The sequence below is a fragment of the Falsochrobactrum tianjinense genome, assembly GCF_019100495.1.
Classification (GTDB): Bacteria; Pseudomonadota; Alphaproteobacteria; order Rhizobiales; family Rhizobiaceae; genus Brucella; species Brucella tianjinense.
On the sequence record NZ_JAHRVA010000007.1, the window covers coordinates 1 to 23,449 of the forward strand.

The window sequence follows — 23,449 nt, forward strand, 5'->3', positions numbered from 1 at the left end:
AGACCCCAACATCCAAAACTGTCAACGACAAAAAAACAAAAATGACATTTTTATTTCCACAGGGGAAAGAGTTGGATTTTACTCTTTATCGAGGGTTTTGGCCACGCCGATTCTGATGCCAGACAATATGAAGACTGGCCCATGAGCACCCCCTTGAAATCGCTCAAAAGGTACTCCATCCCATGTGTCTTGCCACCGCGTCGGCCAAGGCACGGACTCGCTGACCCATACCCTCTATAATATCAGGCCGCGCTTCCGCAGCCATCATCGACAAGGCAACGCCTGCCACCGGGCGAGACTGGCTGTCGCATATTGCGGCACCGATGCAGAACATACCTTCACGCAACTGGCCATTATCGAGCGAATAGCCTTTCGCACTCACTTCCGCTATTTCCACCCCCAATGCCTGCACCGAGCGCACACTTGCAGGCGTGATCGGATCGGGCCAGTCTGGAGGAAGGTGGCGAATGCGCTCGTGCTGAGACATTGCGGCAAGCATGGCCTTGCCGGTAGCCGTGAAGACGGCAGGCACCCGCATACCGATGCGGAAGGTGATCCCAAGTGGCGCCGATGAATTGCGGCAAGAAAGATAAATGACTTCCGGCCCTTCGAGATGCGAAAGCGTCAGGGTATATGCATCAAGCTCTTTCTCCTGCACAACCGCGGCATGAAAGGCCCCGATAATATCACTACTCGCCAGAAACACATTGGCCCAGCGCACCGATTGCGGCCCCATGGTAAAACTGCCGTCACTATTGAGTTTTAGAAGCTTAAGATACACCAGTGTGTGGCAAAGCCCATGCACACTGCTTTTCGGCAGACCGGTCTGGCGCACAAGATCGGAAAGTTTCATTCCTCCGCCTGCCTGTGCGATTTGGTCCAGAATTTGTGCGGCGCGCATCACCGCCGGGACCAGCTTCAGGGAACTCTCCCCGCTCGATATCGTTGTATTCATGACACCCGCTTGATTGATTGACTTTGGTGCTTATAGCTGATTAATTCAATATATCATACAGTGTTCAATATACTGAACAGAATTCTGATGCAATATGGGGATGAGAAATAGTCATGATTGCCTTGAAAGATGGTTCGCTGCTCAAATCGCAATGCTTTGTCGATGGCCGTTGGACCGACGCAGCCGATGGCCGCACCATTGATGTCACCAATCCTGCTGACGGTTCGCTTATTGGCACTGTCCCATCGTTGTCGGTGGATTCGGTCAGGGAAGTCATCGCTGCATCAGCCCGGGCGCTTCCGGCGTGGGCGGCGAAACCAGCAAAGGAACGCGCCAGCATACTGCGCAAATGGTTCGAGCTTATCGTCGCCAATGCCGATGATATCGCCCTCATCATGACCTCGGAACAAGGCAAGCCGCTGGCCGAGGCGCGCGGCGAAGTGCTTTATGCCGCCTCATTCATCGAATGGTTCGCCGAAGAAGCCAAGCGCGTCTATGGCGACGTCATCCCCGCCCCGCAGAATGGCCAGCGCCTGACCGTCATACGCCAGCCGGTCGGTGTAACGGCTGCGATCACCCCATGGAATTTCCCGGCAGCCATGATTACTCGCAAGGCAGCCCCTGCCCTTGCCGCGGGCTGCACCATGATCGTGCGCCCTGCCGACCTTACCCCGCTGACGGCTCTGGCACTTGGCGTATTGGCCGAAAAGGCTGGCATTCCGGCAGGCGTTCTGCAAATCGTGACTGGTAAAGCACGCGATATCGGTGCCGAGCTCACCAGCAACGATACTGTGCGCAAGCTTTCCTTCACCGGCTCGACCGAAGTGGGCCGCCTGCTGATGGCGCAATGCGCGCCCACCATCAAACGTATCTCGCTCGAACTGGGCGGCAACGCGCCCTTCATCGTTTTTGATGACGCGGATCTCGATGCGGCGGTTGAAGGCGCGATGATTTCGAAATATCGTAATGCAGGCCAGACCTGCGTCTGTGCCAATCGAATTTATGTGCAGCGCGGCATTTACGACAAGTTTGCCGAAAAGCTCGCCGCCAAGGTCAAGGAACTCAAGGTTGGCAAAGGGACCGAGCCGGGCGTCGTGATCGGCCCGATGATTGAGGAAAAAGCCATCACCAAGGTCAAGGCACATATTGACGATGCGGTTTCCAAGGGTGCCAAGCTCATCACTGGCGGCAAGGAATTGGGTGGCCTGTTCTTCGAGCCGGGTATTCTGACCGGCGTCACGTCGGAAATGATCGTGGCCAAAGAGGAAACCTTCGGCCCCCTTGCCCCGCTCTTCGCCTTCGATACGGAAGAAGAGGCCGTCGCCATGGCCAACGATACGATTTTCGGACTGGCGGCTTATTTCTATACAGAAAATTTCAGCCGTGCGATTCGTGTCAGCGAAGCGCTGGAATATGGCATGGTCGGACATAATACCGGCCTCATCTCCAACGAAGTCGCCCCCTTCGGCGGCGTCAAGCAATCCGGGCTTGGCCGGGAAGGTTCGAAATACGGCATCGAGGAATATCTTGAAACCAAATATGTCTGCAGCGCTTACAAGAACTGAATACAGGGCAAATCGGCCTTAAAAGGCGGCGGCATTGTTTACGCCGCCTTTTTTATTTATAGACCATGCGAACGAACCATGGCTCTCCAAACAATCCGGAAAATCAATGCTGCGCCGCCTTTACGATTGGACGATTTCGCTCGCTGCCAGAAAATCCGCCGAATGGTGGCTCGCCATCATTGCTTTCATCGAAAGTTCGGTTTTTCTCGTGCCTGCCGATGTGCTCTATCTACCCATGGCACTCGCCCGGCCCGAGCGCGCCTGGCGCTATGCGCTTGTCGCAACCATTGCTTCGGTTCTCGGTGGCATTGCGGGCTGGTATCTTGGGTTTTATGCTTATGAACAGATCGCAAAACCGGTGCTGGAAATATATGGCAAGCTCGACACTTTCGAGCAACTGCGCGGCTCGACCAGCGCGGACATGATTCTGCTGATGCTCATTACATCAGGGCTTGCGCATCTGCCGCCGATCAAGGTCGTGACAATCCTTGCCGGAGCGGCTGGCATCAATATATGGCTTTTCATTGCTTCGGCCATTGTCGCCCGAGGCGCACGCTTTTTCTTCCTCGCGTGGCTTTTGCAGCGTTATGGCGAGCCGATTCGCGAATTCATTGAAAAGCGGCTGGCGCTGATTGCGAGTGCTGCGGCGGCTTTGCTGATCGGACTTTTTTTTGCTGTAAAATATTTACACGCTTGAGTTAAAGCATTTCCAGCAAAAGTGTGAAACGGTCTTGCGCCCGGATAATGCGTCAAAACAAAGAATCAGAGCCATTTCAGGAAACACCATATGGTATTTTCACTTAATAACCCGGTCGGCAAAATTCAGGCTTGGACCGCAGGTATCATGACGGTCGGGCTTGCTGCCACTGTCGGAATTGCACTCGGCTTCGAACACCTTGCTGGTTACATGCCCTGCAAGCTCTGCCTTGAACAGCGCACGCCCTATTATATCGGCGTTCCGGTTCTGGCGGCAGCATGGGCTTCCCACGGCCTCAAATGGCCTCCGCTTCTCACGCGCGGCCTGATTCTCGTCGGCGCGCTTCTGATGACCTACGGCTTGGCACTTGCGGTCTATCATACCGGTGTCGAGCTGAAATATTGGCCGGGGCCGGAAGATTGCAGCGCAGCGACCATGAGAGTCACGCTTGATGCAGGCAATCTGCTGAGCGAGCTTAACTCAACCCGTCCGCCCGCATGCGACAGTGCACCAGGACACTTCCTCGGTCTGTCATTTGCCGGATGGAATGTCATCGCCAGCGCATTGTTTGCGGCTATCGGCTATTACGGGGCATTTGCAAAAGGTAAGGATTAAGGCTCCAGTTCGACATCCCAATAAAGGAAATCGAGCCAGCTTTTATGCAGGTGATTGGGCGGAAAGAGCCGGCCATTATTGTGCAGTTCCTGCACCATAGGCATACTCGGCTTTTGGCGCGGCCACATGTAGGCGGCTGCAGGCATCAATCCTCCTTTGCGCAGATTGCAGGGGGAGCAGGCGGCCACGACATTTTCCCACGTCGTCTGGCCGCCATGACAACGCGGGATAACGTGATCGAAGGTAAGGTCGTGCGGCGAGCCGCAATACTGACATTCGAAGCGGTCGCGCAGAAAAACATTAAAGCGGGTAAAGGCCGGATAGCGCGGCGGCTTCACATAATCCTTCAGGCAAATCACACTCGGTACGCGCATGGAAAATGATGGCGAGGATACAACGTGGTCGTATTCCGCGACGATATTAACGCGTTCGAGAAAGACGGCCTTGATCGCATCCTGCCACGACCATAGCGACAGGGGATAATAACTCAGCGGACGGTAATCCGCATTCAAAACAAGGGCGGGCAATCCGCCTTGTGAAACAGCCCCCGTTGAGACAAGCCCAGTTGAGACGTGCACTGTCAAAAACGCACCTCCTTCAGAACAATTCCACGGAAAAGTGTGAAACGGTTTCCGTGGAATTGCGCTATTTACGGAGCATGCGCGCATCCCATGGGTACGCTAACAACGCTCCAACCTCATGGGACGGCGCTGCAATCTGCGAAAAAGCCAGTTTTCTGCGAATCAAAACGCCGCCTCAGCCGACTGAAATAATGTAAGCCCGACATGACAGGATTGTGAAGCAGAAACGCATTTATGCGCATGTCTAGAAGTCATTTTTCACAGAACCGGAGCGACTTCGCGACCCTTGATGGCGGCATAATAAGCCCAGAAAAGCCTCGCCGCCACACCGCGCCACGGTGCCCATTGCCGGGCAAGCGTGCGCAGGGCGATGGCGTCAGGGCGTGGGTCCTGAGCAAAGGCATGGCCGACCGCCGCCTGCAAGGCCACATCACCCGCCGGAAAAATATCCGGGTGTCCCGCAGCGAAAAGCAGATAGACCTCCGCCGTCCACGGCCCGATCCCCTTGAGCACGGTAAGCTGGCCGATTGCCTCCTCGGCGGGCAGATCGCAAAGCCCGTGCAAATCGAGCGCACCCTCGGTCAGAGCTTCACTCAAGGTGAAAAGCGTACGCTGCTTGGGGCGCGAAAGTCCGGCGAACCGCCACGCCTCCTCCCCGCCCGCAATAAAGCCTGCTGGCGTCAACGGATCGATCACCTGTTTGAGCCGCGCCCAGATAGCATCGGCACTGGCAGTGGAGAGCTGCTGGGCGACAATGATCGATGCGAGGCTTTCAAAGCCCGGTGTGGACCGGCGCAGCGGCACCGCATGGGCGATAGCGCGCACATCGGCCAGCCGTGCATCGGCGCGCACCAGCGCCTCCAGCCCCTCACCGATATCTTCCAGACTATCGATCCGTTGCATCATCCGGCCCTTTAATTCTGTTCACAGACACCCTATCAATGGAATAGAACGATAATCAACCGGCGTGACAATGACCAAGCCTGTCTTCCGTTTTGCTCCTAGCCCCAATGGCCGCCTACATCTGGGCCATGCTTATTCTGCTCTGCTCAACGCAAAAATGGCATCTGGGAGTGCCGGGCGTTTTCTGTTGCGCATGGAAGATATCGACACGGAACGCTGCACCCCGGAACTCGAACAGGGGATTTATGACGACCTGCGCTGGCTTGGCCTTGCATGGGAAGAACCTGTGCGCCGCCAGTCCGAGCATTTTTCCGAATATCGCAATGCGCTGACCCGTCTGGCGGATAAGGGCCTGGTCTACCCTGCGTTTCTGAGCCGCGCACAGATACACTCCCTCATCAATGATTCGCACGCAAAGGGTACGCCATGGCCGACCGACCCGGACGGCACGCCCCTTTACCCGCAAGGCGAACGTAATCTCACCGAACAACAGCAACTCGAACATATGGCGACTGGCATGCCTTATGCATGGCGGCTCGATATGGAGAAGGCTTTGGCGGCAGCTGGGGTGCCTTTGTTCTGGCGTGAAAGCGGCGCAGGCCCGCAGGGTGAGACCGGCAGTATCGCTGCCGACCCGGCCAGATGGGGCGATGTGGTGATCGCACGCAAGGACACGCCAACCAGCTACCACCTTTCCGTGGTGGTGGACGATGCTTTGCAAGGCGTCACTCATATCGTGCGCGGGCGCGACCTGTTTCATGCAACCTCCGTTCACCGGCTTTTGCAGAAGCTGCTCGATTTACCCGAGCCGCTTTACCATCATCACGATCTGATACTGGCAGAAAACGGGTTCAAACTTTCCAAAAGCCGCAAAGACACCGCCCTTGAAAGCTTACGCGAACAGGGCTGGACGCCAGACGATATTCGCGCACGTTTGAAACTCTAGGACATATGGGCAGTTATTTTCGCCTTGGCGTCACAAATGATATGCCCGCACCACGGTTGACGAAATCACTGCAAAGCGGTTCAAGACTATATGGAAAGCCAGTCCTCAGGGGCTGGCAGAAATTCTGAAGGAGGCCAATCCATGCGTGATTATGTCGAGATCGAAGGCTTGCGCGTTGCGCCTGAACTCGTGGAGTTTCTGGCCAAGGAAGCGGCACCCGGCACGGGCGTGGAACCGGATGCCTTCTGGAAGGGCTTTGCCGCCATCATTCGTGATCTTGCCCCGAAAAACCGCACCTTGCTTGCCAAGCGCGACGACATTCAGGCCAAGATAGATGCCTGGTACAAGGAAAACCGCGATAAAGGCTACACCCAGGCCGACTACCAACAGTTTCTGAAGGACATCGGCTATCTTCTGCCGGAAGGCGGCGAGTTCAAGGTTTCGACCGCCGATGTCGACCCGGAAATCACCCACATCGCTGGCCCGCAGCTCGTCGTCCCGGTCATGAATGCCCGCTATGCGCTCAACGCCGCCAACGCGCGCTGGGGTTCGCTCTATGATGCGCTTTACGGCACCGATGCAATTTCCGAAGCCGACGGCGCTGAAAAGCGTAAGGGCTATAATCCGAAGCGTGGCGAAAAAGTCATCGCCTGGGCGAAGAGTTTCCTTGATGAAAGTGCGCCGCTTGGCACCGGCAAATGGGCCGATGTGGCCGGTCTTGCGGTGAAGGACGGCAAGCTTGAAATCAAGCTGACCGACGGCGCCGCCACCGCGCTGAAGGATGCAAGCCAGTTCAAGGGCTATAACGGCGACGCCGCAGCCCCGACCAATGTGCTCCTTGCCAAGAACAACATGCATGTCGACATCGTCGTCAATGCCGATCATCCGATCGGTAAGACTGACCCCGCGCACATCGCCGATGTGGTTCTCGAATCGGCAATCAGCACGATTCAGGATTGCGAGGATTCGATTGCCGCCGTCGATGCCGAAGACAAGGTTGCCGTCTATCGCAACTGGCTCGGCCTGATGAACGGTAAGCTGGAAGACACGTTCGAAAAGAACGGCAGCCAGATGACCCGCCGCCTCAACGGCGACCGCTCTTACAAGGCTGCTGACGGTTCCGCGCTGACGCTGAAAGGCCGCTCGCTGATGCTGGTGCGCAATGTCGGCCACCTGATGACCAACCCGGCCATTCTCGATGCTGAAGGCAACGAAGTGCCGGAAGGCATCATGGATGCGGCTTTCACCAGCCTCATCGCGCTGCATGATATCGGCCCGAACGGCCGCCACCTGAACTCGCGTGAAGGTTCGGTCTATATCGTCAAACCGAAGATGCACGGACCGGAAGAAGTGGCGTTCGCCAACGAGCTTTTCACCCGCACGGAAGAGATGCTCGGCATGAAGCCGAATACGCTCAAGATGGGCGTCATGGACGAAGAGCGCCGCACCACCGTCAATCTCAAGGAAGCGATTCGCGCCGCCAAGGAACGCGTCGTTTTCATCAACACCGGCTTCCTCGACCGCACCGGCGACGAGATTCATACCTCGATGGAAGCAGGCCCGATGATCCGAAAGGGCGACATGAAGCAGGCCGCATGGATCGGCGCTTATGAGCAATGGAACGTCGATATCGGTCTGGAATGCGGCCTGTCGGGCCATGCGCAGATCGGCAAGGGCATGTGGGCCATGCCCGACATGATGGAAGCGATGCTGGAACAGAAGATCGCGCATCCGAAGGCCGGCGCGAACACCGCATGGGTTCCCTCCCCAACAGCAGCAACCCTGCACGCCACTCATTATCATCAGGTGGACGTCGCCGCCGTTCAGGAAAAACTCAAGAGCCGCCCACGCGCCAGCCTCGACGATATTTTGTCGGTGCCAGTCGCAACCCGCCCGAACTGGACGCCGGAAGACATCCAGAAGGAAATCGACAACAACGCACAGGGCATTCTGGGTTATGTCGTGCGCTGGGTCGATCAGGGCGTCGGCTGTTCCAAGGTGCCGGACATCAACAATGTCGGACTGATGGAAGACCGTGCAACGCTGCGCATCTCCGCACAGCACATCGCCAACTGGCTCCATCACGGCATTGTTTCTGAAGCTCAGGTGATGGAAACCATGAAGCGCATGGCAACTGTCGTCGACAAGCAGAACGAAGGCGATCCGCTCTATCGTCCGATGGCCGCAGACTTCGACAAGTCGATCGCTTTCCAGGCCGCTTGCGATCTGGTCTTCAAGGGTCGCGAACAGCCAAACGGCTATACCGAGCCGGTCCTGCATCGCCGCCGTCTGGAGCTGAAGGCGCAGGGCTGAGCTTCTTCACACATAATGAAGCGGCGGGAGAAACCCCGCCGTTTTGCTTAATGGTTATACAAAGATAAAACGTTCAACGTCCGCGATTATGCGTCCGCTCGTAAAGCTGACGAATGATCGTGCTTGCCGTTTTCTCGAACAGGAATGGCAGGATTGCATGAATCAGCGCGGCAAACGCCGCAGCGAACAATTTCGCTGAAAAACCTGCTGCAAACATCATATGCTGAAAATAGGTCTCATCGACCGATTGCGGATGTGCCGTGAAGAGACGCATGATGCGTGTGCTCATTGCAAAATCTCCCAATATAATAACAGTTTCAGTCGATCGCATGAAAGCGAACTCTTGAAGAGCTATTCTATCATTCCAGTTGCGAATCTTGTCTCAAATTGGACTTGATTCTTGCACCTATTTGAGACAATCATCCCAACATGGCAGCAAATATGGATGAAATTGACCAGAAAATTCTGGTCGAACTGCAAATTGATGGCACATTGTCAGTCGATTCGCTTTCGGATCGTGTCCACCTATCGCGCAATGCCTGCTGGCGGCGGGTCAAACGCATGGAAGACGAAGGCATCATCAAGGGGCGGGTCGCGCTAATCGATGCTGAAATGGTCGGCTGCGGCCTGTCGGTCTTCATTCTGGTGCGCACGTCCAGTCACGATCCCGAATGGCTCGCCCGCTTTCGCGGCGTCGTCGGACGGCATCCTGAAATCGTCGGCGTCTATCGCATGACCGGCGATCTCGACTATGTACTCAAAGCCCGCGTCTCCGACGTGAAAGCCTATGATCGTCTTTATCAGCGCCTGATCGCCAGCGTACCCCTATCGGATGTCTCTGCATCTTTTGTGATGGAAGAAATCAAGGAGACGACGGCTGTGCCACTGGAAAACCGTTAAATATGCATGACAGCCGTGCTGGTCATCCGCTATCGTTGCAAAACTGCAAATAGACGGTACACCTTTGTTGTGTTTTCACGTATGAGCGTCGCCAATTTGAACGCACGCAGGAAAGGCTCCCTCATGACCGCAGCATCCTCTTCCGCGCCAACGCTTGGCGTCATCCGCCTCGAACACGCGACGGGCCTTGAGCTTCCCGCTTATGAAACCAGCGGCTCGGCTGGCATGGACTTGCGCGCAGCAGTAGCCGAAGACCGGCAGATAGTTCTGCTGCCCGGTCGCCGCACACTTGTTCCGACCGGCCTGATATTTGAGATTCCTCACGGCTTCGAAGTGCAGGTTCGCCCCCGCTCCGGCCTTGCTTTCAAGCATGGCATAACCTGCCTCAACACGCCGGGAACGATTGATTCCGACTATCGCGGCGAAGTGAAGGTGCTTCTCGTCAATCTAGGCGACGACGATTTCCGCATTGAGCGCGGCATGCGCATTGCGCAGGCTGTCTTTGCGCCGGTCGTCCAGCCGATAATCGACGAACGCGATACGATAAGCGAAACGGCTCGCGGCGCGGGCGGCTTCGGCTCGACCGGAACCGCCTGAAACCAGTTTCAGTTACTAGAGCATTTCCAGCAAAAGTGCATAGCGATTTTGCGTCCGGATAATGCGTTAAAACAAAGGCTTAGAGCGGTTCTAATGATCCGTTTAAACAGAAACCGCTCTAAAGTTGCAGCCGGAGCCACAAGTTCCGGNAAAACAAAGGCTTAGAGCGGTTCTAATGATCCGTTTAAACAGAAACCGCTCTAAAGTTGCAGCCGGAGCCACAAGTTCCGGCTTTTACTTAAAAACAGGTAGTTTAGCGCCCTATTTCTAGGACTATTGAGCGCATGACAAATAATTAAGATGAATTCTGCTATCGGGAAGCATAAATATCCCGATAAGATCAGTTGTTCAGACAAAGAATGCGCCTGAAACATTGCCTTTCGGGTGCATTTTGTCCTGTTTCTACGTAAATCAGAATTGCAACGGGGAATGAACATGGCTCCACGCAAAGACTGACTATCAGGGGTTAGAAGGTGCTTAAATCTACCGATTCTTCTCAAGCGGACCAGCGTCCGGCGTCACATAAGCGTGCGCGGCGCAAGCAGCGCCGCTGGTGGCTTTGGGTGCTCATCGTCGCAGCTGCTCTGGGCACGGGCTGGTATTTTTTCAGCTCGCACGAAGCAGGCAGCGAAAAGAATGCCTATCTCGCCGAAGCCGTGACGCGCGGCAATATTGAAAATGCCATCACCGCCGTCGGCACGTTGAACGCCTTGCGCAGCATTAATGTCGGCGCGCAGGTTTCCGGCCAGCTCAAAAGCGTGCAGGTCCAGGTCGGCGATCAGGTCCAGCAGGGCGAGTTCCTGGCGGAGATCGACCCCTCTCCCTTTGAAAAGAAAGTCGAAATCGCAAGTGCCCAACTCGACAATCTCCGGGCCCAGCTTCTGAGCAAGCAAGCGCAGCTCACACTCAAAAAGGCCAATGCGGCCCGCCAGCGCTCGCTTCTCGCAACCCGCAACGCCTCGCAATCGACCATCGATCAGGCGGATGCCGAACTGGCCATGGCCGACGCGGATGTAAAGGCACTAGGCGCGCAAATCCGCCAGCAGGAAGCCCAGCTTGCCAGCGACAAGGTGGACCTCGGCTATACCAAGATTTACAGCCCCATGGACGGGACCGTGGTCGATCAGAGCGCGAAGGAAGGCGAAACCCTCAATGCCGTGCAAAGCGCGCCAACCGTCGTCACGGTTGCCGATCTCAAAGTGATGACGGTGGAAGCACAAGTGTCGGAAGCCGACATCAGCAAATTGACGCCCGGAATGCCGGTCTATTTCACTCTGCTCGGCCAGCCGGAAAAGCGCTTTACGGGTACGCTCCGCCAGATCAAGCCAACGCCGGAAACCACCAATAATGTAGTGCTTTATTTCGCATTGTTCGACGTACCCAATCCCACCGGCGAACTCATGATCAATATGAGCGCGCAGGTCTATTTCGTGCTTGAACAAGCCGATGATGTTCTGCTCGTCCCCACATCAGCCCTCAATCACAGCCGTGAAGGCGGTGAAGAACCGCAGACCAGCGTCGATGTAGTGGATACAAACGGTGTAGTCGTAAAACGCTCTGTGGAAATCGGCGTGCGTAACCGCGTTCAGGCCGAGGTCAAGAGCGGGCTTGAGGAAGGCGATCAGGTCGTCGTCACCAGCGCATCGGAGACAACTCCACAAGGCCGCCGTAGATCCAGCATGCGCTTGTTCTGATGAGGCCATCAGTGAACGGCACCCCCCTCATCAAGCTGGAAGAAATCAGCAAAACCTATCACAATGGCGATCTTGCCGTTGAGGTTCTGCACGGCATATCGCTCGATATTCGTGCTGGCGAGTTCGTCGCTATCATGGGCGCATCCGGCTCGGGCAAATCTACGCTGATGAATATCCTGGGCTGCCTCGATAGCCCGACCGGCGGACAATATCTGCTCGATGGTGAAGATGTTTCCACTCTCGACGCTGATGCTCTCGCTGCATTGCGACGCCGTACCTTCGGTTTCGTATTCCAGAGCTATAATCTCATTGCGACTTCGACTGCGCAGGAAAATGTCGAGGTTCCGGCCATTTACGCGGGCATGCCTGCAGTTGAACGGCACGAACGCGCAGCAGAGCTGCTCACTTCGCTGAAATTGGGCGACCGGCTCGACCATCGCCCCAACCAGCTTTCCGGCGGTCAGCAGCAGCGCGTGTCCATTGCCCGAGCCCTGATGAATGGCGGGCAGATCATCCTTGCCGACGAACCGACTGGCGCACTCGACAGCCAAAGCGGCAAAGACGTGATGGCGCTTCTGCGCTCCATGCACGAGCAAGGCCATACGATTATCGTCATTACCCATGCTCGCGAAGTGGCCGAACGAGCCGACCGGGTGATCGAGATTCGCGATGGGCAGATCCTTTCCGATACGGTCAAACGGAATGCACCCAACGATTCCGAAGCGAGAGCGTTCGGGCAAAAAGCCACAGGTCATGCGGCGCGCATCGCTGATATTTCCGAAGCCGTTAAAATGGCCATGCGCGCCTTGCGCGCAAATATATTCCGCACCATTCTGACGCTGCTGGGCATCATTATCGGTGTCAGTTCTGTCGTCACGATGCTTGCCATCGGCACCGGCGCGCAGAATTCCATTCTCGACCGCATCAATGCCATGGGCACCGATCTGGTGCTGATTCGCCCGTCCATGCCGGGTTTTCGCGGCACAGGTTCTGTCGCGACGCTGGTGCCTGAAGATGCGGATGCAATCCTGCAATTGCCCAATGTGAAATCCGCCGTTCCCGAAGTAACCGGCAGCGTCACCCTGCGGCGGGGCAATATCGATTACCAATCGCAGGCCAACGGAACGGTTCCCGCCTTCCCAGAGGCCAAATCGTGGAAACTCGCAAGCGGGGATTTCATTACGCAACGCGACATGGAAGCTTATGCGCCAGTCGCCGTCCTCGGCGCGACGATAGTGAAAACCCTGTTTCCCGATGGCGGCAATCCGGTAGGCCAACATATTCTGATCCAGAAAATCCCATTTCAGGTAATCGGAACATTGGAACCGAAAGGTGCAGGCTTCGGTGGGTCTGATCAGGACGATATCGTCATCGTACCGCTTTCGACCGGCAATCTTCGCCTTTTCGGCCAGAAATATGTCCGCACCATCACTGTGCAGGTCAAGGATTCAGACCTTATCGACACCACGCAGGATCAGATTCAGACGCTGCTGGATGATCGGCACAAGCAGCGCGATACGATGATTACCAATATGTCATCGATTCGCGACAATGCGACCGCCATGTCTAATACCATGACGTTGTTTCTGGGTTCGGTCGCAGCAATCTCGCTTCTGGTTGGCGGTATCGGCGTAATGAACATCATGCTTGTCAGCGTCACCGAACGTACCCGCGAAATTGGCGTCCGAATGGCGACCGGTGCACGCAGGCGCGATATCCTGCTTCAATTCATCACCGAGGCGTTGACCGTTTCGGCCATAGGTGGCGCTTTCGGCGTGATGCTGGGCTTGGGCGCTGCTGCGCTGTTATCATTGGCCGGAATGCCGGTTGGCTTTAGCATCGGCCCCGTACTGCTTGCCTTTGCCTGCGCCTTCGCCACGGGACTGGTTTTCGGTTTTCTTCCCGCCCGCAAGGCCTCGCGCCTGCGACCTGCTGTTGCGCTGGCATCCGAATAAGCCAAAACAAATTCGGCCTGTCACAAAGCAACAGGCCGGATTTTCCCAACATCCACTTTCGGGGGGTGCTTTACTTGAATAGCAACGGTAGGGTGATTGGCATGCGCGCCTTGGCCATAGCGGTTGGCGGAGCAGGTACCGGAGATGCGCGGCGGGCAGCCTCCAGCGCCAGTTGATCGACTGAGGAATCACCCGACGAACCTGCGAGACGCGCCGAGAGCACGTTTCCTGACGGATCAATAACAAATGTCACCCGAACCAGCCCCTTGGCATTTCTAGACTTGCGTTGCAGGAAACGGACATTGCGCGCCATATGCGCCTGCAATTTGGACGTCCACTTCGCGGAGCTGGCACCGGGAGACACAGAACTCTGTCCCTTGCGATTGGCTACGGCCTTCGAACCGCTATCTGCGTCGATGCGCGGCGCACTTGCCTGCCGCGTTTTCTTGGCTTTCTTTACTGGCTTGGGCTTGGATTTTTCTGCCTGTTTAACCTGTTTGGACTTCTCCGGCTTCGGCTTTTCGACCTTTGGCTTTTCCGGTTTTATTTCTGGCTTTTCCGCCGGAACAGGTACCACTAACTCCGGCATGGGGGCTTCGGTCACGTCGGGGATAGTTTCCTCCGGCTCATCGACAGGCTCCGGCTCCTGCACGGGTTCCATGACGGGTTCCGGCTCTGGCTCTGGCTCGGGTTTCTGTTCCTCTTGAGGAACATCCTCCGGCTCAACCGTCTCTTCCGGCTCGGTAGCGGTTTCTTCCTGCGCAACTTCCGACACCTGCTCTTCGGCAGGGGCCATCGGTTCAGGCGCAAGCTCTACGAGCATGGCCGCCACCTGCCCACCGTCGGGCTGGTCATCTTCCTGTGTCACATGAACGGCATAAGCACCCGCCGCATGCACGGTCAGAACAATAATGCCCGCACCGATCCAGCGCCCCGCATCGCGCCAGAGCGGATAAGAATGGCTATCCGGCGAGGCTATCTTTATCGGAGGATGATCGGGCGGAAGAATACTCATTGCGCTGCTCCCTGCGCAGCGGGAGCAAGAACGGCGTCGTCGGGCGATGTAGCCCCTAGCGTTTCGAGTCCGACCAGCGCAATCTTGAGATAACCGGCTTCGCGCAGCAGGTTCATCACGCGCATCAGCTCGCCATAGCCGACATTCTTGTCCGCCCGCAAGAAAACGCGCGCTTCCTTGTTACGTTCCGAAAGACCGTCGAGGGCAGAGCCAAGTCCTTCCCTCACTACCGTATCGTTGCCGACACTGATGCTCAGATCGCCCTTGAGCGTCACATAAATCGGTTTATCGGGACGCGGCGCGGGTGCCGCCGTCGACGCAGGCAAATCGACGTTCACATCGACCGTCGCCAGCGGAGCCGCGACCATGAAAATGATAAGCAGCACGAGCATGACGTCGATGAAAGGCGTCACATTGATCTCGTGATTCAGTTCCAGATCGTCACCATCGCTTTCGCGGATTCTGCCAGCCATGACTTTTACTCCGCAGCGTGCAGCGTGCCTTTATGCACGCCCGCAGTTCTGAAATCGAGCTCGCGGCTTACAAGTCGCTCGACGCCGGCGGAAGCATCGGCCAAAAGCTGGCGATAACCTGAAATAGCGCGGGCAAACACGTTGTAGATCACCACAGCGGGAATAGCGGCAACAAGTCCGATCGCCGTTGCAAGCAATGCCTCGGCGATGCCGGGGGCCACGACGGCGAGATTGGTCGTCTGTGCCTGGCTGATCCCGATGAAAGAATTCATTATGCCCCAGACCGTGCCAAACAGGCCGACGAAAGGTGCGACGGAACCGATTGTTGCAAGAATACCGGTTCCTTTGGATATGCGCCGTACGGCCTTGGCCTCGATGCGCATGAGGCGCGAGGAAACGCGCTCCTTGATGCCCTCGCCGCTCACGCGCGGCAACGCAGGAGAAGAAAGCCGGACCTCGTCTTCCGCCGCGCGCACCAGAACGGTGGCTGGACCTTTCACGGCTTCCAGAACCCGAACCGCGTCGGACAATGTTGCCGAATGACCGATGACTTTCAGCGCCTTGTTGGCACGGCGGCGCGCACCGGCAAGCTCAAGCGATTTGGCAACCCAGATCGTCCATGTCAGGAGCGAGGCGATGGCAAGACCGATCATGACCGATTTGACCACCCAGTCAGCCGCCATGAACATGCCCCATGGAGACAGATCATGCGGCAGGATCAGCCCGTTCTGTGTCTCCTCGGAAGCTGCCGGCTCTGCTACCGCTACCGCGTCTAGCTGCTGGATCGACTGTGCCTCGACCGGCTGCTGCACCGGCGCGGCATTCGGAGCCTGTGCGGCGGCAGGCTGCGAGGATGAAGGAGCCGGACTGGTGATGGCAGGATCAGACACTTCCTGCGCAAGGGAGGAACCTGCAAATGCGAGCAGCCCCACACCCATCGCCATGGCTATGCAGCCTTTTCGCCAGAAACCAGTCATCTTTGATCGCCTTTTGATTATTCAGTTCCGAGCGCGCATGACATATCATCCATGCAGGCCATCGCGCCGCTTGTCGGGCCTTTTCTTAACTCTCATTAATATGATTATGCAAGTCATGTTTTGAGCTTAACGATATTTCCCCACGCCAGCAGCATCGATATAGCGCGGACAGTGCAAGAAATCACACTTGCATAAACTCTGCAAATCAGACCTGATAGGACTGATCTGCCAACCATTTTATTGTTTATAAAGCAGAACGGATCATGGGAAAACCGGGGAGAACATTCCGATGATGCTCAAGGACATCCAGATACTCGAAAATGCGGCCCGCACCGCCATGGCGGGCAATGATGATCCCCTTCCCACTGAACGACGCATGCTAAAGCCGTCCCACCTTGGGCTGGCCATTCTCCTCCTCATCGGCGCTGCCTGTCTCTTGCTCATCTGAACAGAAGGGCAGACTTTCGCTTGTCCACCTGCGGCCTTGCATGCAACCATTGCGCCTGCGAAGCGTTATCGGACTGCTGCCCCATGCATGGTAGGATCCGCGATCACAATAGGAGGCTGGATATGGCGCGAGAGACCACGAAGACGAACAAAATCGAAGAAAATCTTGAAGAAGCATTCTCGGAGTCGAGCGCCGAAGATCTTCAAGCGCAGGTCGAGCAACTCAAGGAAGATATTGCCGCCATTGCTGCGACACTGGCTAATCTCGGTTCGCAAACGGTTCGTGACGCGGGACGCACTGCAAAACATACCTATAGAAGCGCCTATATGCAGGGAGAAGACGTTGTTGACGACCTCAAAAGCAAGGCGCAGGATGTTGAAGCGCAATTGTGCGCAACCGTCCGCGAAAGGCCCATCGCATCGCTGGTGACGGCGTTGGGCGTCGGCTATCTGCTTGCACTCCTCTCACGCCGCTGACGTGCTCCATGCTGAAAATTCTCACACCTCTGCTGACAGCGCTGGCCGGTGAGGAGTTGAGACTCGCTACCAGGCGAGTCAGGCGGGCAGCGATTTTTGGAGCGGTGGTTGCCGTCTTCGGCCTCATCGCCCTCATCTTTCTCTGCGTCGCCGCTTTTCTGGCGCTGGCACAGAATTACGGTGGGCCGATTGCAGCCCTCATCCTCGCTGCCCTGTCTCTCATTATTGCCCTGCTTGTCCTCGCCGTTCTGAAAATTCAGGCTGCGGCAGAGGAGAAAAAGCGCAAGCAACGGATTGAAGCGGATAAGTCCGCCCTGATGGCGACTGCGGCAATCGCAACCGTGCCGTCCATTCTTAAACGTCCGATACTGGCGGTGGCCCTGCCTCTTGCAGGGGTCATTCTTGTCAATCTGCTTTCAGACAAAAAGAAACGATAACATTATTAAAACGGGTGGCTTCTATCCTTGGATAGCCCCCCGTTTTGATTTGACCGCGTCTGTGTCGGGGAGTGCATCGCAACTGGCAAGCTGTCCCTGCGCGAGCGAGGAAAGGCGAACCGTCACCCGTGTTCCTGTACCGTCTTCCATCGCGGCATAGATCGGCTTATCACCAAACTGCATGCATAATTGCTCAACAACCAGCATACCGAGTCCATTATGCGCACCCGGTTTTTCCAGATCTTTCCCTTGCCATCCCACGCCGTTGTCCTCGACGACCAGTGCGGGCACATGATCGCTCTCGTCAAGCACGAACCTGACCAAAACCCGGCCTTCCTTGCGTCCCCGGAAAGCATGCTTGACCGCGTTGGTAATCAATTCTCCGACAATAATGCCGATGGTCGTTACATCGCGGGCCTTGAGGTCGAGTGGCGCGAAATCCGTCTCGAAACTGATCTTTCCATCACTGCCGATGGCATTGCGTATATCATCGATGACCGTTGCGAGAAATTCATCGACGCGTGTTGATTCCATATCCTCTCCCAGCCGCAGCCTGCGGTGGGCGGTGGAAACTGTCTGCACACGGTCACGAGCGGCGGAAAGGGCTGCACGCGCTTCTTCGTTACGGATCTGCCGCAATTGCAATCCAAGCAATGAGGACACAGTCGCCAGGGAGTTGCCGATCCGGTGATTGGAATCCTGGAGCAGGATTTCCACGCGTTGGCGTTCCCTTTCGGCGATACGGCGCTCCTGATCGAGTTCGGCAGTGCGCTCCTGCACCCGTTTCTCCAGAAGCTCTTTTTCCGACAGCAGCGCGGACTGCCCATCGATCAGCGCTCGCGCATAGCGCTGGATGCGACTGAACAGCAGCAACCCCAGTATGACGGCCGAGGCCAATGCCACGATAGAAGTGGCTGCCATCCAGTAGCGTATCCGGTTGATATGCGCATTGCGCTTGAAAAGCTCCCGCTCCTCGATATCAGTGAATTGCGAAACCGTGTTGGAAAGCTGGTCGATGAGGACCTTTCCCTCATCCCCGCGCACTTTTTCAATGGCCTCATCTACCTTGCCTTCCTTGGCCAGATTGATGGTCTGGCGCACATCCTCATGCTCACGGTCGACCAGCGCGCTGATTTGCTGCACTCGGGCATCTTGTTGCGAATTATTTTGCGTCAGCAAAGCAAGTTCGGAAAGCGTCTGGTCTATGGAAAGGACCGAGCGCTGGTAGAGGTCGAGATAGGTTTCATCCAGCGTAAGGAGATAGCCCCGGCGGCTCATCTCGATATTATAGGTAAGCTGCGCTACCTTTTCGACTTGCTGGCGCAGATCGAAATTCCGTGCAATATCGACGACCTGCTTATTGACGCTCATCGAAAGAAACAAAGTCATCGCGGCTGAAAGCAACACCAGACCGAGCGAGACGATTACCGCGAGCGGTCGTAAGGATGGCTTGAACAGGTGTTGCGAAAAGGCTGATGACAAGGGGCTATCCACGATAAGCGATTATTCCGCTAAAGCATAATGTACCAGAACCTGTTCAAGCAATGCGCTTTATTCCTTTGTTTAACATGTCATCCGAAACAGGAAGCATTCACCCGATAACCGGAACGATTATTGGGTGAATGTTCAAATAAAGAAGTATCAGTGGAACTTGATATTTAACAGGCAGGAGGCCCTAAGCAAAGCTTCTCAGCGTGGCCCGTGAAGAACTTGCATCAGGTCCGTAATCGGTTGCATCCCCTTGAATTTGCAATATTTCCTGAAGTCGCGTCCGTGCACGGCTGACTCGGCTTTTAATTGTGCCGACAGCACAGCCGCAAATTTCCGCAGCCTCCTCATAGGCAAAGCCCGAAGCACCGATGAGAATGATCGCCTCGCGTTGATCGTCGGGCAACTGTTCCAGCGCCGCTTTGAAATCCTGAAGATCCAGCGAGCCATATTGCGACGGATGTACGGCAAGCTGCTCGCTGAATACGCCATCCGTATCCTGCACCTCTCGGCTCCGCTTGCGCATCTGCGTGTAAAATTCATTACGTAGAATGGTGAATAGCCAAGCCTTCATATTGGTGCCCAGTTCAAAGGACTCCTGCTTGGCCCACGCTTTCATGATCGTATCCTGCACGAGATCATCTGCCCGATCATGCTGGCCGATCAGCGATATCGCGAATGCGCGCAAGCTCGGTAAAGCCGCCAGAAGCTCGCGCTTGAACTGCGGCGTTTCCTTAACTGGCGGAACCGGTTTTTTGCCCACGCACACCCTCCTGTTCGGCCTGATCGAGTTTTTCCAGCAGATCGAGAAAACGATCCGGAATAATCTCGTCCTGTATCGAGGCGTAAAGCGCCTTGAGTTTCAGACCGACCTCGCAATTCGGTCCCAATATGTCCTTCCGGACGCGCCGAGTCGCCGATAGTCCGGCGCCATTCGCATGAAGGTTACTCTTTTGTGTCATCTTTTGATCATTCTAGGCCCTATGCCCTTGATGTGTTATTGACCCAAGCTATTTGCTAAATGCGATCATGCACAAAAAGTTCCTTAAATTGTCTCGCGCAGGCGGAACTTTTTTCAAGGGATGACGTTAACGATCCATAATGCCGCTCTCCGAAGCGTCTTCCCGATGATCTTAATGACTCTCGCACGGGTGATGCAAAAGATAAAGAATTGCGGCTGTGAGGAGTTTCGAACATGACGTTATCGACGCGTATAGCGCCGCACCTTCCTTATTTACGCCGTTTTTCGCGTGCGCTCACCGGCTCCCAAGTATCGGGCGATGCCTACGTAGCAGCCACTTTGGAAGCCTTGATCGCTGATATAAGCATCTTCCCTGACGCATCGACAGATCGGATCGCGCTGTATCGGCTGTTCTGCAACCTTTATAAAACTGCTTCCATCCCTATGCCGGAGCCCACATCCGAACTCACATGGGAGAAGCATACGGCACGCAATCTCTCGCATATCGCGCCCCTTCCCCGTCAGGCATTTCTTCTGGTCGCGGTCGAAGGCTTCAGTGATCATGAGGCAGCGGAAGTTCTTGAAACGAACGAAGCCGATTTCGGCCTTCTTCTGTCTTCTGCTTCCGCCGAAATTTCAAAACAGGTCGCAACCCGCCTCATGATTATTGAGGACGAGCCCCTGATCGCCATGGATATCGAACAAATGGTCGAGAGTCTGGGCCACGAAGTCGTCGGCATCGCACGCACCAAGGAGGAGGCGCTGACGCTTTACAGGCAAGAAAAGCCACGCATGATTCTGGCGGATATCCAACTTGCTGACGGCAGCTCCGGGATCGACGCCGTCAATGAAATATTGCAGGACGATACGGTCCCCGTCATTTTCATCACAGCGTTCCCGGAACGATTGTTGACCGGTGAAAGACCGGAGCCGACATTCCTTGTGACCAAGCCCTTCAACCCCGATATGGTTAAAGCCTTGATCAGTCAGGCGCTGTTCTTTGAAGAATCGGCGCAAGTCGCAGCCTGAAACGCATAAACCGGCCAGCCCGATCCATTATGCTCCTGTGAAGAGAAATCTTTACAGGGACAAAACAGCAGACAAAGCTTGCATTCGCTAAGGAAACAAGCGTTTGATTGTCCGGATTTTAAACTTGCCAATCGACAGGAACCAAAGCCCCCTATCCCGCGTTATCTCTTCAATCGATGAAGAGGAGAACGGATATGCTTTATTATGCTCTTGTATTTCTTGTTGTCGCACTCGTCGCGGGCGCTCTCGGTTTTGGCGGCATAGCAGGCGCATCAGCCGGTATCGCTCAGATTCTGTTTTTCGTATTTCTGGCGCTGCTTGTCATATCTCTTATCGCATCAGCCATACGCAAAGCGTGATCCCCGGATATCTCAGGACAAATTCAAAGGGCGACGTTCCTTCAGCGCCTGTGCTTCTGCCGGGTGACGACGGTAAGGGACGAGCCGCTCCACAAGATCATTTAATGATCGTGCGGCCTCAACGGCTGGCACGATCATTATCATTCACCAATTACGAATTATCTAGCGTCATGAAAGTCAGCACAATCAAAACCCCAGTGCGCAATGCTGGGTGTGGTATCCCATCAGCAACTCCGCGCTGGCGTTCATGTCGCGGGCAGTCCACACATGGGAGCTGAGGCATTCATGACTGCGCCGCACCCACCTTTTCAGGAAACAGAACCGGACGCCGGACGCCTGCGGGCGCTGCTTAGGGCGGTGCGCAACAGCAATGTATGCGTTCTCTACCAGAGCCTCGATTTGCGCTATTTATGGGGCGAGAATTTGCCATCTTACTGGCAGGAAAAATGGAAAGTCGGCGGCCAGGACTGCGATTTCATTTTCTCCACATCCATGTCGCGCCTCGACCATGCAAAACGCGCCGCACTTGAAAGCGGTACGGCACAGAATGTTGAATTGGCGATAAACGATGGTGACATGCTCCGCTGGATAGAGTTTCACATTGATTGCGATCGCGACGCGCAGGGAAACGTTCTCGGTCTCGTCACCACGGCGCTTGAAATCAGTGAACTCAAGCGGCGTGAACAGATTTTGAAGACACTGCTGCGCGAAGTTAGCCACCGTTCGAAGAATCTCCTGGCCATTGTGCAAAGCATCGCCAGCCAGACCGCGCGGTTTACCGATTCCATTGACGACTTCCTGCTCAAATTCCGCGGGCGTATCCAGTCTCTTTCCTATTCGCAGGATCTAGTGACCGATTCGAACTGGCATGGGGCACTGTTTCTTGACCTTTTTCATTCACAGATCGAAAAATACATCGATATCAACGATGAACGCCTCATCATAGACAGCGACAATCCCTATCTCTTTCCCGGTGCGGCCTTGCATCTGGGCCTCGCCCTTCATGAATTGATCGTCAATGCTACATCGTTCGGCGGTCTGTCCATCCCCTATGGCCGTGTGCTTGTCACAGCAAAAGTCTTGCATATGGAAGATGGCGGTGAACAATTCTTCTTCCGCTGGGAAGAAACCAATCCAGCCATGCCCGAAGTCTACAAGCACGATCCACGTTTCGGCAGCGCCGTCCTGCAACGCATCGTGCCTGCCGCGGTCAGCGGCACGGCGGAATACCGCGTCGACGGATCAGGTGCGATTTACTCGCTGACAATCCCCTCCGAACAGTTCGATTCCTGACCGCCCGGTTTCATTTTTGAGTGTCACAGAAAAGCCGCCATGACGTTAAGCCATGGCGGCTCTGAAGATACGGAATACCTGCTGCATCACGGACGGTCGTCAAGTACCCTCTGGACGCATAAAAGATGCGTCTGTTTGAACCTCCGCATCATATCTGCCAAAATCAATCCGATTTTTCAGTCCGATGCAGCGGGCCGTTGCGCGGCATTCTCGTCGTCCGCTTCGTACGGGGAGTTTGAAGCAGACTCTGAAGACCGCTTGCGGGGCGGGGGATGCGGCCTTCATGATCGTAGAACGCCGGTTTAATAGTTTGGTTCCGTCAGGAATTGATTTTTTTGCAATAAAGCTCAAGGCGATGATGTACGATCTCATAACCGAGCGATCGGGCTATCTCGTCCTGCAGTTTTTCGATCTTGTCGGAATGGAACTCAACGACTTCGCCTGAATCCATATCGATAATATGATCGTGATGCGTGCCGGTTGCCTGCTCGAAGCGCGACGGACCCCCATCAAAAGCATGGCGGTGGATGGCTCCGCGCTCTTCCAGAAGCGTCATGGTCCGGTAAACGGTCGATAGCGAGATATTATTGTCGATCTCGACCGCGCGGCGGAAAATCTCAAGCGCATCAGGATGATCGTCGGTATCGCTCAATATGCCCAGAATGATGCGCCGGGGTCGCGTGATGCGCACGCCCGCCTGCCTCAGTTCCTGCTCATAATCGGGTCTTGGCTGCAATTGTCTCATAATGCGATTATGCACCCCCGCCGCGCC

Annotated in this window: 25 protein-coding genes and 1 pseudogene; 15 read left to right on the forward strand and 11 right to left on the reverse strand. The window is 55.6% G+C overall.

From position 1 onward, the window contains the following. Positions 1–163: 163 nt before the first annotated feature. Entirely contained in the window at positions 164–955 is a 792-nt protein-coding gene (locus KUG47_RS14335; RefSeq protein ID WP_217678667.1) for an IclR family transcriptional regulator, read from the reverse strand. Between the two features lie 113 nt (positions 956–1,068). Here KUG47_RS14335 and KUG47_RS14340 point away from each other — a divergent pair, with 113 nt between their 5' ends. The 3 genes from KUG47_RS14340 (at position 1,069) to KUG47_RS14350 (ending at position 3,832) form a co-directional block, all read left to right on the forward strand. After that, positions 1,069–2,520 (forward strand): NAD-dependent succinate-semialdehyde dehydrogenase, encoded by a 1,452-nt coding sequence (locus KUG47_RS14340; protein ID WP_217678668.1) that lies wholly within the window; start codon positions 1,069–1,071, stop codon positions 2,518–2,520. A 106-nt stretch (positions 2,521–2,626) separates the two neighbouring features. Further along, on the forward strand, positions 2,627–3,217 hold the full coding sequence (locus KUG47_RS14345; protein WP_217678669.1) for a YqaA family protein: 591 nt from the start codon (positions 2,627–2,629) through the stop codon (positions 3,215–3,217). 90 nt (positions 3,218–3,307) lie between these two features. Then, entirely contained in the window at positions 3,308–3,832 is a 525-nt protein-coding gene (locus KUG47_RS14350) for a disulfide bond formation protein B (protein WP_217678670.1), read from the forward strand. On the opposite strand, the gene KUG47_RS14355 is transcribed toward KUG47_RS14350, so the two are convergent. Together KUG47_RS14355 and KUG47_RS14360 are read right to left on the reverse strand one after the other, a co-directional pair. After that, positions 3,829–4,416, reverse strand: a complete 588-nt coding sequence (locus tag KUG47_RS14355; protein ID WP_254799577.1) for an HNH endonuclease — start codon at positions 4,414–4,416, stop codon at positions 3,829–3,831. The genes KUG47_RS14350 and KUG47_RS14355 overlap by 4 nt on opposite strands. 255 nt (positions 4,417–4,671) lie before the next feature. Further along, positions 4,672–5,316, reverse strand: coding sequence for a DNA-3-methyladenine glycosylase family protein (locus KUG47_RS14360; protein ID WP_217678856.1), 645 nt, complete (start codon positions 5,314–5,316; stop codon positions 4,672–4,674). Between the two features lie 70 nt (positions 5,317–5,386). On the opposite strand from KUG47_RS14360, the gene gluQRS reads away from it, so the two are divergent. After that, entirely contained in the window at positions 5,387–6,262 is an 876-nt protein-coding gene (gluQRS, locus tag KUG47_RS14365) for a tRNA glutamyl-Q(34) synthetase GluQRS (protein ID WP_217678671.1), read from the forward strand. Positions 6,263–6,403: 141 nt separating this feature from the next. Next, on the forward strand, positions 6,404–8,575 hold the full coding sequence (locus KUG47_RS14370) for a malate synthase G (RefSeq protein WP_217678672.1): 2,172 nt from the start codon (positions 6,404–6,406) through the stop codon (positions 8,573–8,575). A gap of 73 nt (positions 8,576–8,648) precedes the next feature. On the opposite strand, the gene KUG47_RS14375 is transcribed toward KUG47_RS14370, so the two are convergent. Beyond that, on the reverse strand, positions 8,649–8,864 hold the full coding sequence (locus KUG47_RS14375) for a DUF6356 family protein (protein WP_217678673.1): 216 nt from the start codon (positions 8,862–8,864) through the stop codon (positions 8,649–8,651). A 140-nt stretch (positions 8,865–9,004) separates the two neighbouring features. Here KUG47_RS14375 and KUG47_RS14380 point away from each other — a divergent pair, with 140 nt between their 5' ends. From KUG47_RS14380 to KUG47_RS14395, 4 genes are all read left to right on the forward strand, one after another. After that, complete coding sequence (locus KUG47_RS14380) at positions 9,005–9,475, forward strand: Lrp/AsnC family transcriptional regulator (protein WP_217678674.1); 471 nt, start codon at positions 9,005–9,007, stop codon at positions 9,473–9,475. A gap of 123 nt (positions 9,476–9,598) precedes the next feature. Then, positions 9,599–10,072: a dUTP diphosphatase gene (gene dut, locus KUG47_RS14385; RefSeq protein ID WP_217678675.1), complete on the forward strand. Its 474-nt coding sequence runs from the start codon at positions 9,599–9,601 to the stop codon at positions 10,070–10,072. 473 nt (positions 10,073–10,545) lie between these two features. Beyond that, complete coding sequence (locus KUG47_RS14390; RefSeq protein ID WP_217678676.1) at positions 10,546–11,766, forward strand: efflux RND transporter periplasmic adaptor subunit; 1,221 nt, start codon at positions 10,546–10,548, stop codon at positions 11,764–11,766. After that, positions 11,766–13,721 (forward strand): MacB family efflux pump subunit, encoded by a 1,956-nt coding sequence (locus tag KUG47_RS14395; protein ID WP_217678677.1) that lies wholly within the window; start codon positions 11,766–11,768, stop codon positions 13,719–13,721. The genes KUG47_RS14390 and KUG47_RS14395 overlap by 1 nt, the downstream gene beginning before the upstream one ends. A 70-nt stretch (positions 13,722–13,791) precedes the next feature. Here KUG47_RS14395 and tolA read toward each other — a convergent pair whose 3' ends face one another. From tolA to exbB, 3 genes and pseudogenes are all read right to left on the reverse strand, one after another. After that, positions 13,792–14,736 carry a cell envelope integrity protein TolA gene (gene tolA / locus KUG47_RS14400; RefSeq protein WP_217678678.1) on the reverse strand — a complete coding sequence of 315 codons (945 nt, stop codon included), beginning with the start codon at positions 14,734–14,736 and terminating at the stop codon, positions 13,792–13,794. Then, positions 14,733–15,209, reverse strand: a complete 477-nt coding sequence (gene exbD, locus KUG47_RS14405) for a TonB system transport protein ExbD (RefSeq protein WP_217678679.1) — start codon at positions 15,207–15,209, stop codon at positions 14,733–14,735. Before exbD ends, tolA begins: the two co-directional genes overlap by 4 nt. Positions 15,210–15,214: 5 nt before the next feature. Next, positions 15,215–15,931: pseudogene (exbB, locus tag KUG47_RS14410) on the reverse strand (tonB-system energizer ExbB); the annotation flags it as partial. 544 nt (positions 15,932–16,475) lie between these two features. On the opposite strand from exbB, the gene KUG47_RS14415 reads away from it, so the two are divergent. The 3 genes from KUG47_RS14415 (at position 16,476) to KUG47_RS14425 (ending at position 17,547) form a co-directional block, all read left to right on the forward strand. Further along, positions 16,476–16,634: a hypothetical protein gene (locus KUG47_RS14415; protein WP_217678681.1), complete on the forward strand. Its 159-nt coding sequence runs from the start codon at positions 16,476–16,478 to the stop codon at positions 16,632–16,634. A gap of 122 nt (positions 16,635–16,756) precedes the next feature. Continuing rightward, entirely contained in the window at positions 16,757–17,110 is a 354-nt protein-coding gene (locus KUG47_RS14420) for an ElaB/YgaM/YqjD family protein (protein ID WP_217678682.1), read from the forward strand. An 8-nt stretch (positions 17,111–17,118) separates the two neighbouring features. Beyond that, positions 17,119–17,547: a phage holin family protein gene (locus KUG47_RS14425; RefSeq protein WP_217678683.1), complete on the forward strand. Its 429-nt coding sequence runs from the start codon at positions 17,119–17,121 to the stop codon at positions 17,545–17,547. Positions 17,548–17,568: 21 nt separating this feature from the next. Here the strand turns inward: KUG47_RS14425 and KUG47_RS14430 are convergent, their stop codons facing one another. The 3 genes from KUG47_RS14430 to KUG47_RS14440 form a co-directional block, all read right to left on the reverse strand. Further along, entirely contained in the window at positions 17,569–19,029 is a 1,461-nt protein-coding gene (locus KUG47_RS14430) for a sensor histidine kinase (protein ID WP_217678684.1), read from the reverse strand. Positions 19,030–19,222: 193 nt separating this feature from the next. After that, positions 19,223–19,798: an RNA polymerase sigma factor gene (locus KUG47_RS14435; protein WP_217678685.1), complete on the reverse strand. Its 576-nt coding sequence runs from the start codon at positions 19,796–19,798 to the stop codon at positions 19,223–19,225. Next, positions 19,770–19,997, reverse strand: coding sequence for a NepR family anti-sigma factor (locus tag KUG47_RS14440; protein WP_217678686.1), 228 nt, complete (start codon positions 19,995–19,997; stop codon positions 19,770–19,772). Before KUG47_RS14440 ends, KUG47_RS14435 begins: the two co-directional genes overlap by 29 nt. Positions 19,998–20,230: 233 nt before the next feature. On the opposite strand from KUG47_RS14440, the gene KUG47_RS14445 reads away from it, so the two are divergent. The 3 genes from KUG47_RS14445 to KUG47_RS14455 all read left to right on the forward strand — a co-directional run bounded on the left by KUG47_RS14445 (position 20,231) and on the right by KUG47_RS14455 (position 22,677). Then, entirely contained in the window at positions 20,231–21,025 is a 795-nt protein-coding gene (locus KUG47_RS14445) for a response regulator (RefSeq protein ID WP_217678687.1), read from the forward strand. A gap of 194 nt (positions 21,026–21,219) precedes the next feature. Beyond that, positions 21,220–21,384, forward strand: coding sequence for a DUF1328 domain-containing protein (locus KUG47_RS14450; RefSeq protein WP_006473348.1), 165 nt, complete (start codon positions 21,220–21,222; stop codon positions 21,382–21,384). 285 nt (positions 21,385–21,669) lie between these two features. Continuing rightward, positions 21,670–22,677, forward strand: a complete 1,008-nt coding sequence (locus tag KUG47_RS14455) for a sensor histidine kinase (RefSeq protein WP_217678688.1) — start codon at positions 21,670–21,672, stop codon at positions 22,675–22,677. 319 nt (positions 22,678–22,996) lie between these two features. Here KUG47_RS14455 and KUG47_RS14460 read toward each other — a convergent pair whose 3' ends face one another. After that, positions 22,997–23,422: a ferric uptake regulation protein gene (locus KUG47_RS14460; RefSeq protein ID WP_217678857.1), complete on the reverse strand. Its 426-nt coding sequence runs from the start codon at positions 23,420–23,422 to the stop codon at positions 22,997–22,999. Between the last annotated feature and the right edge of the window lie 27 nt (positions 23,423–23,449).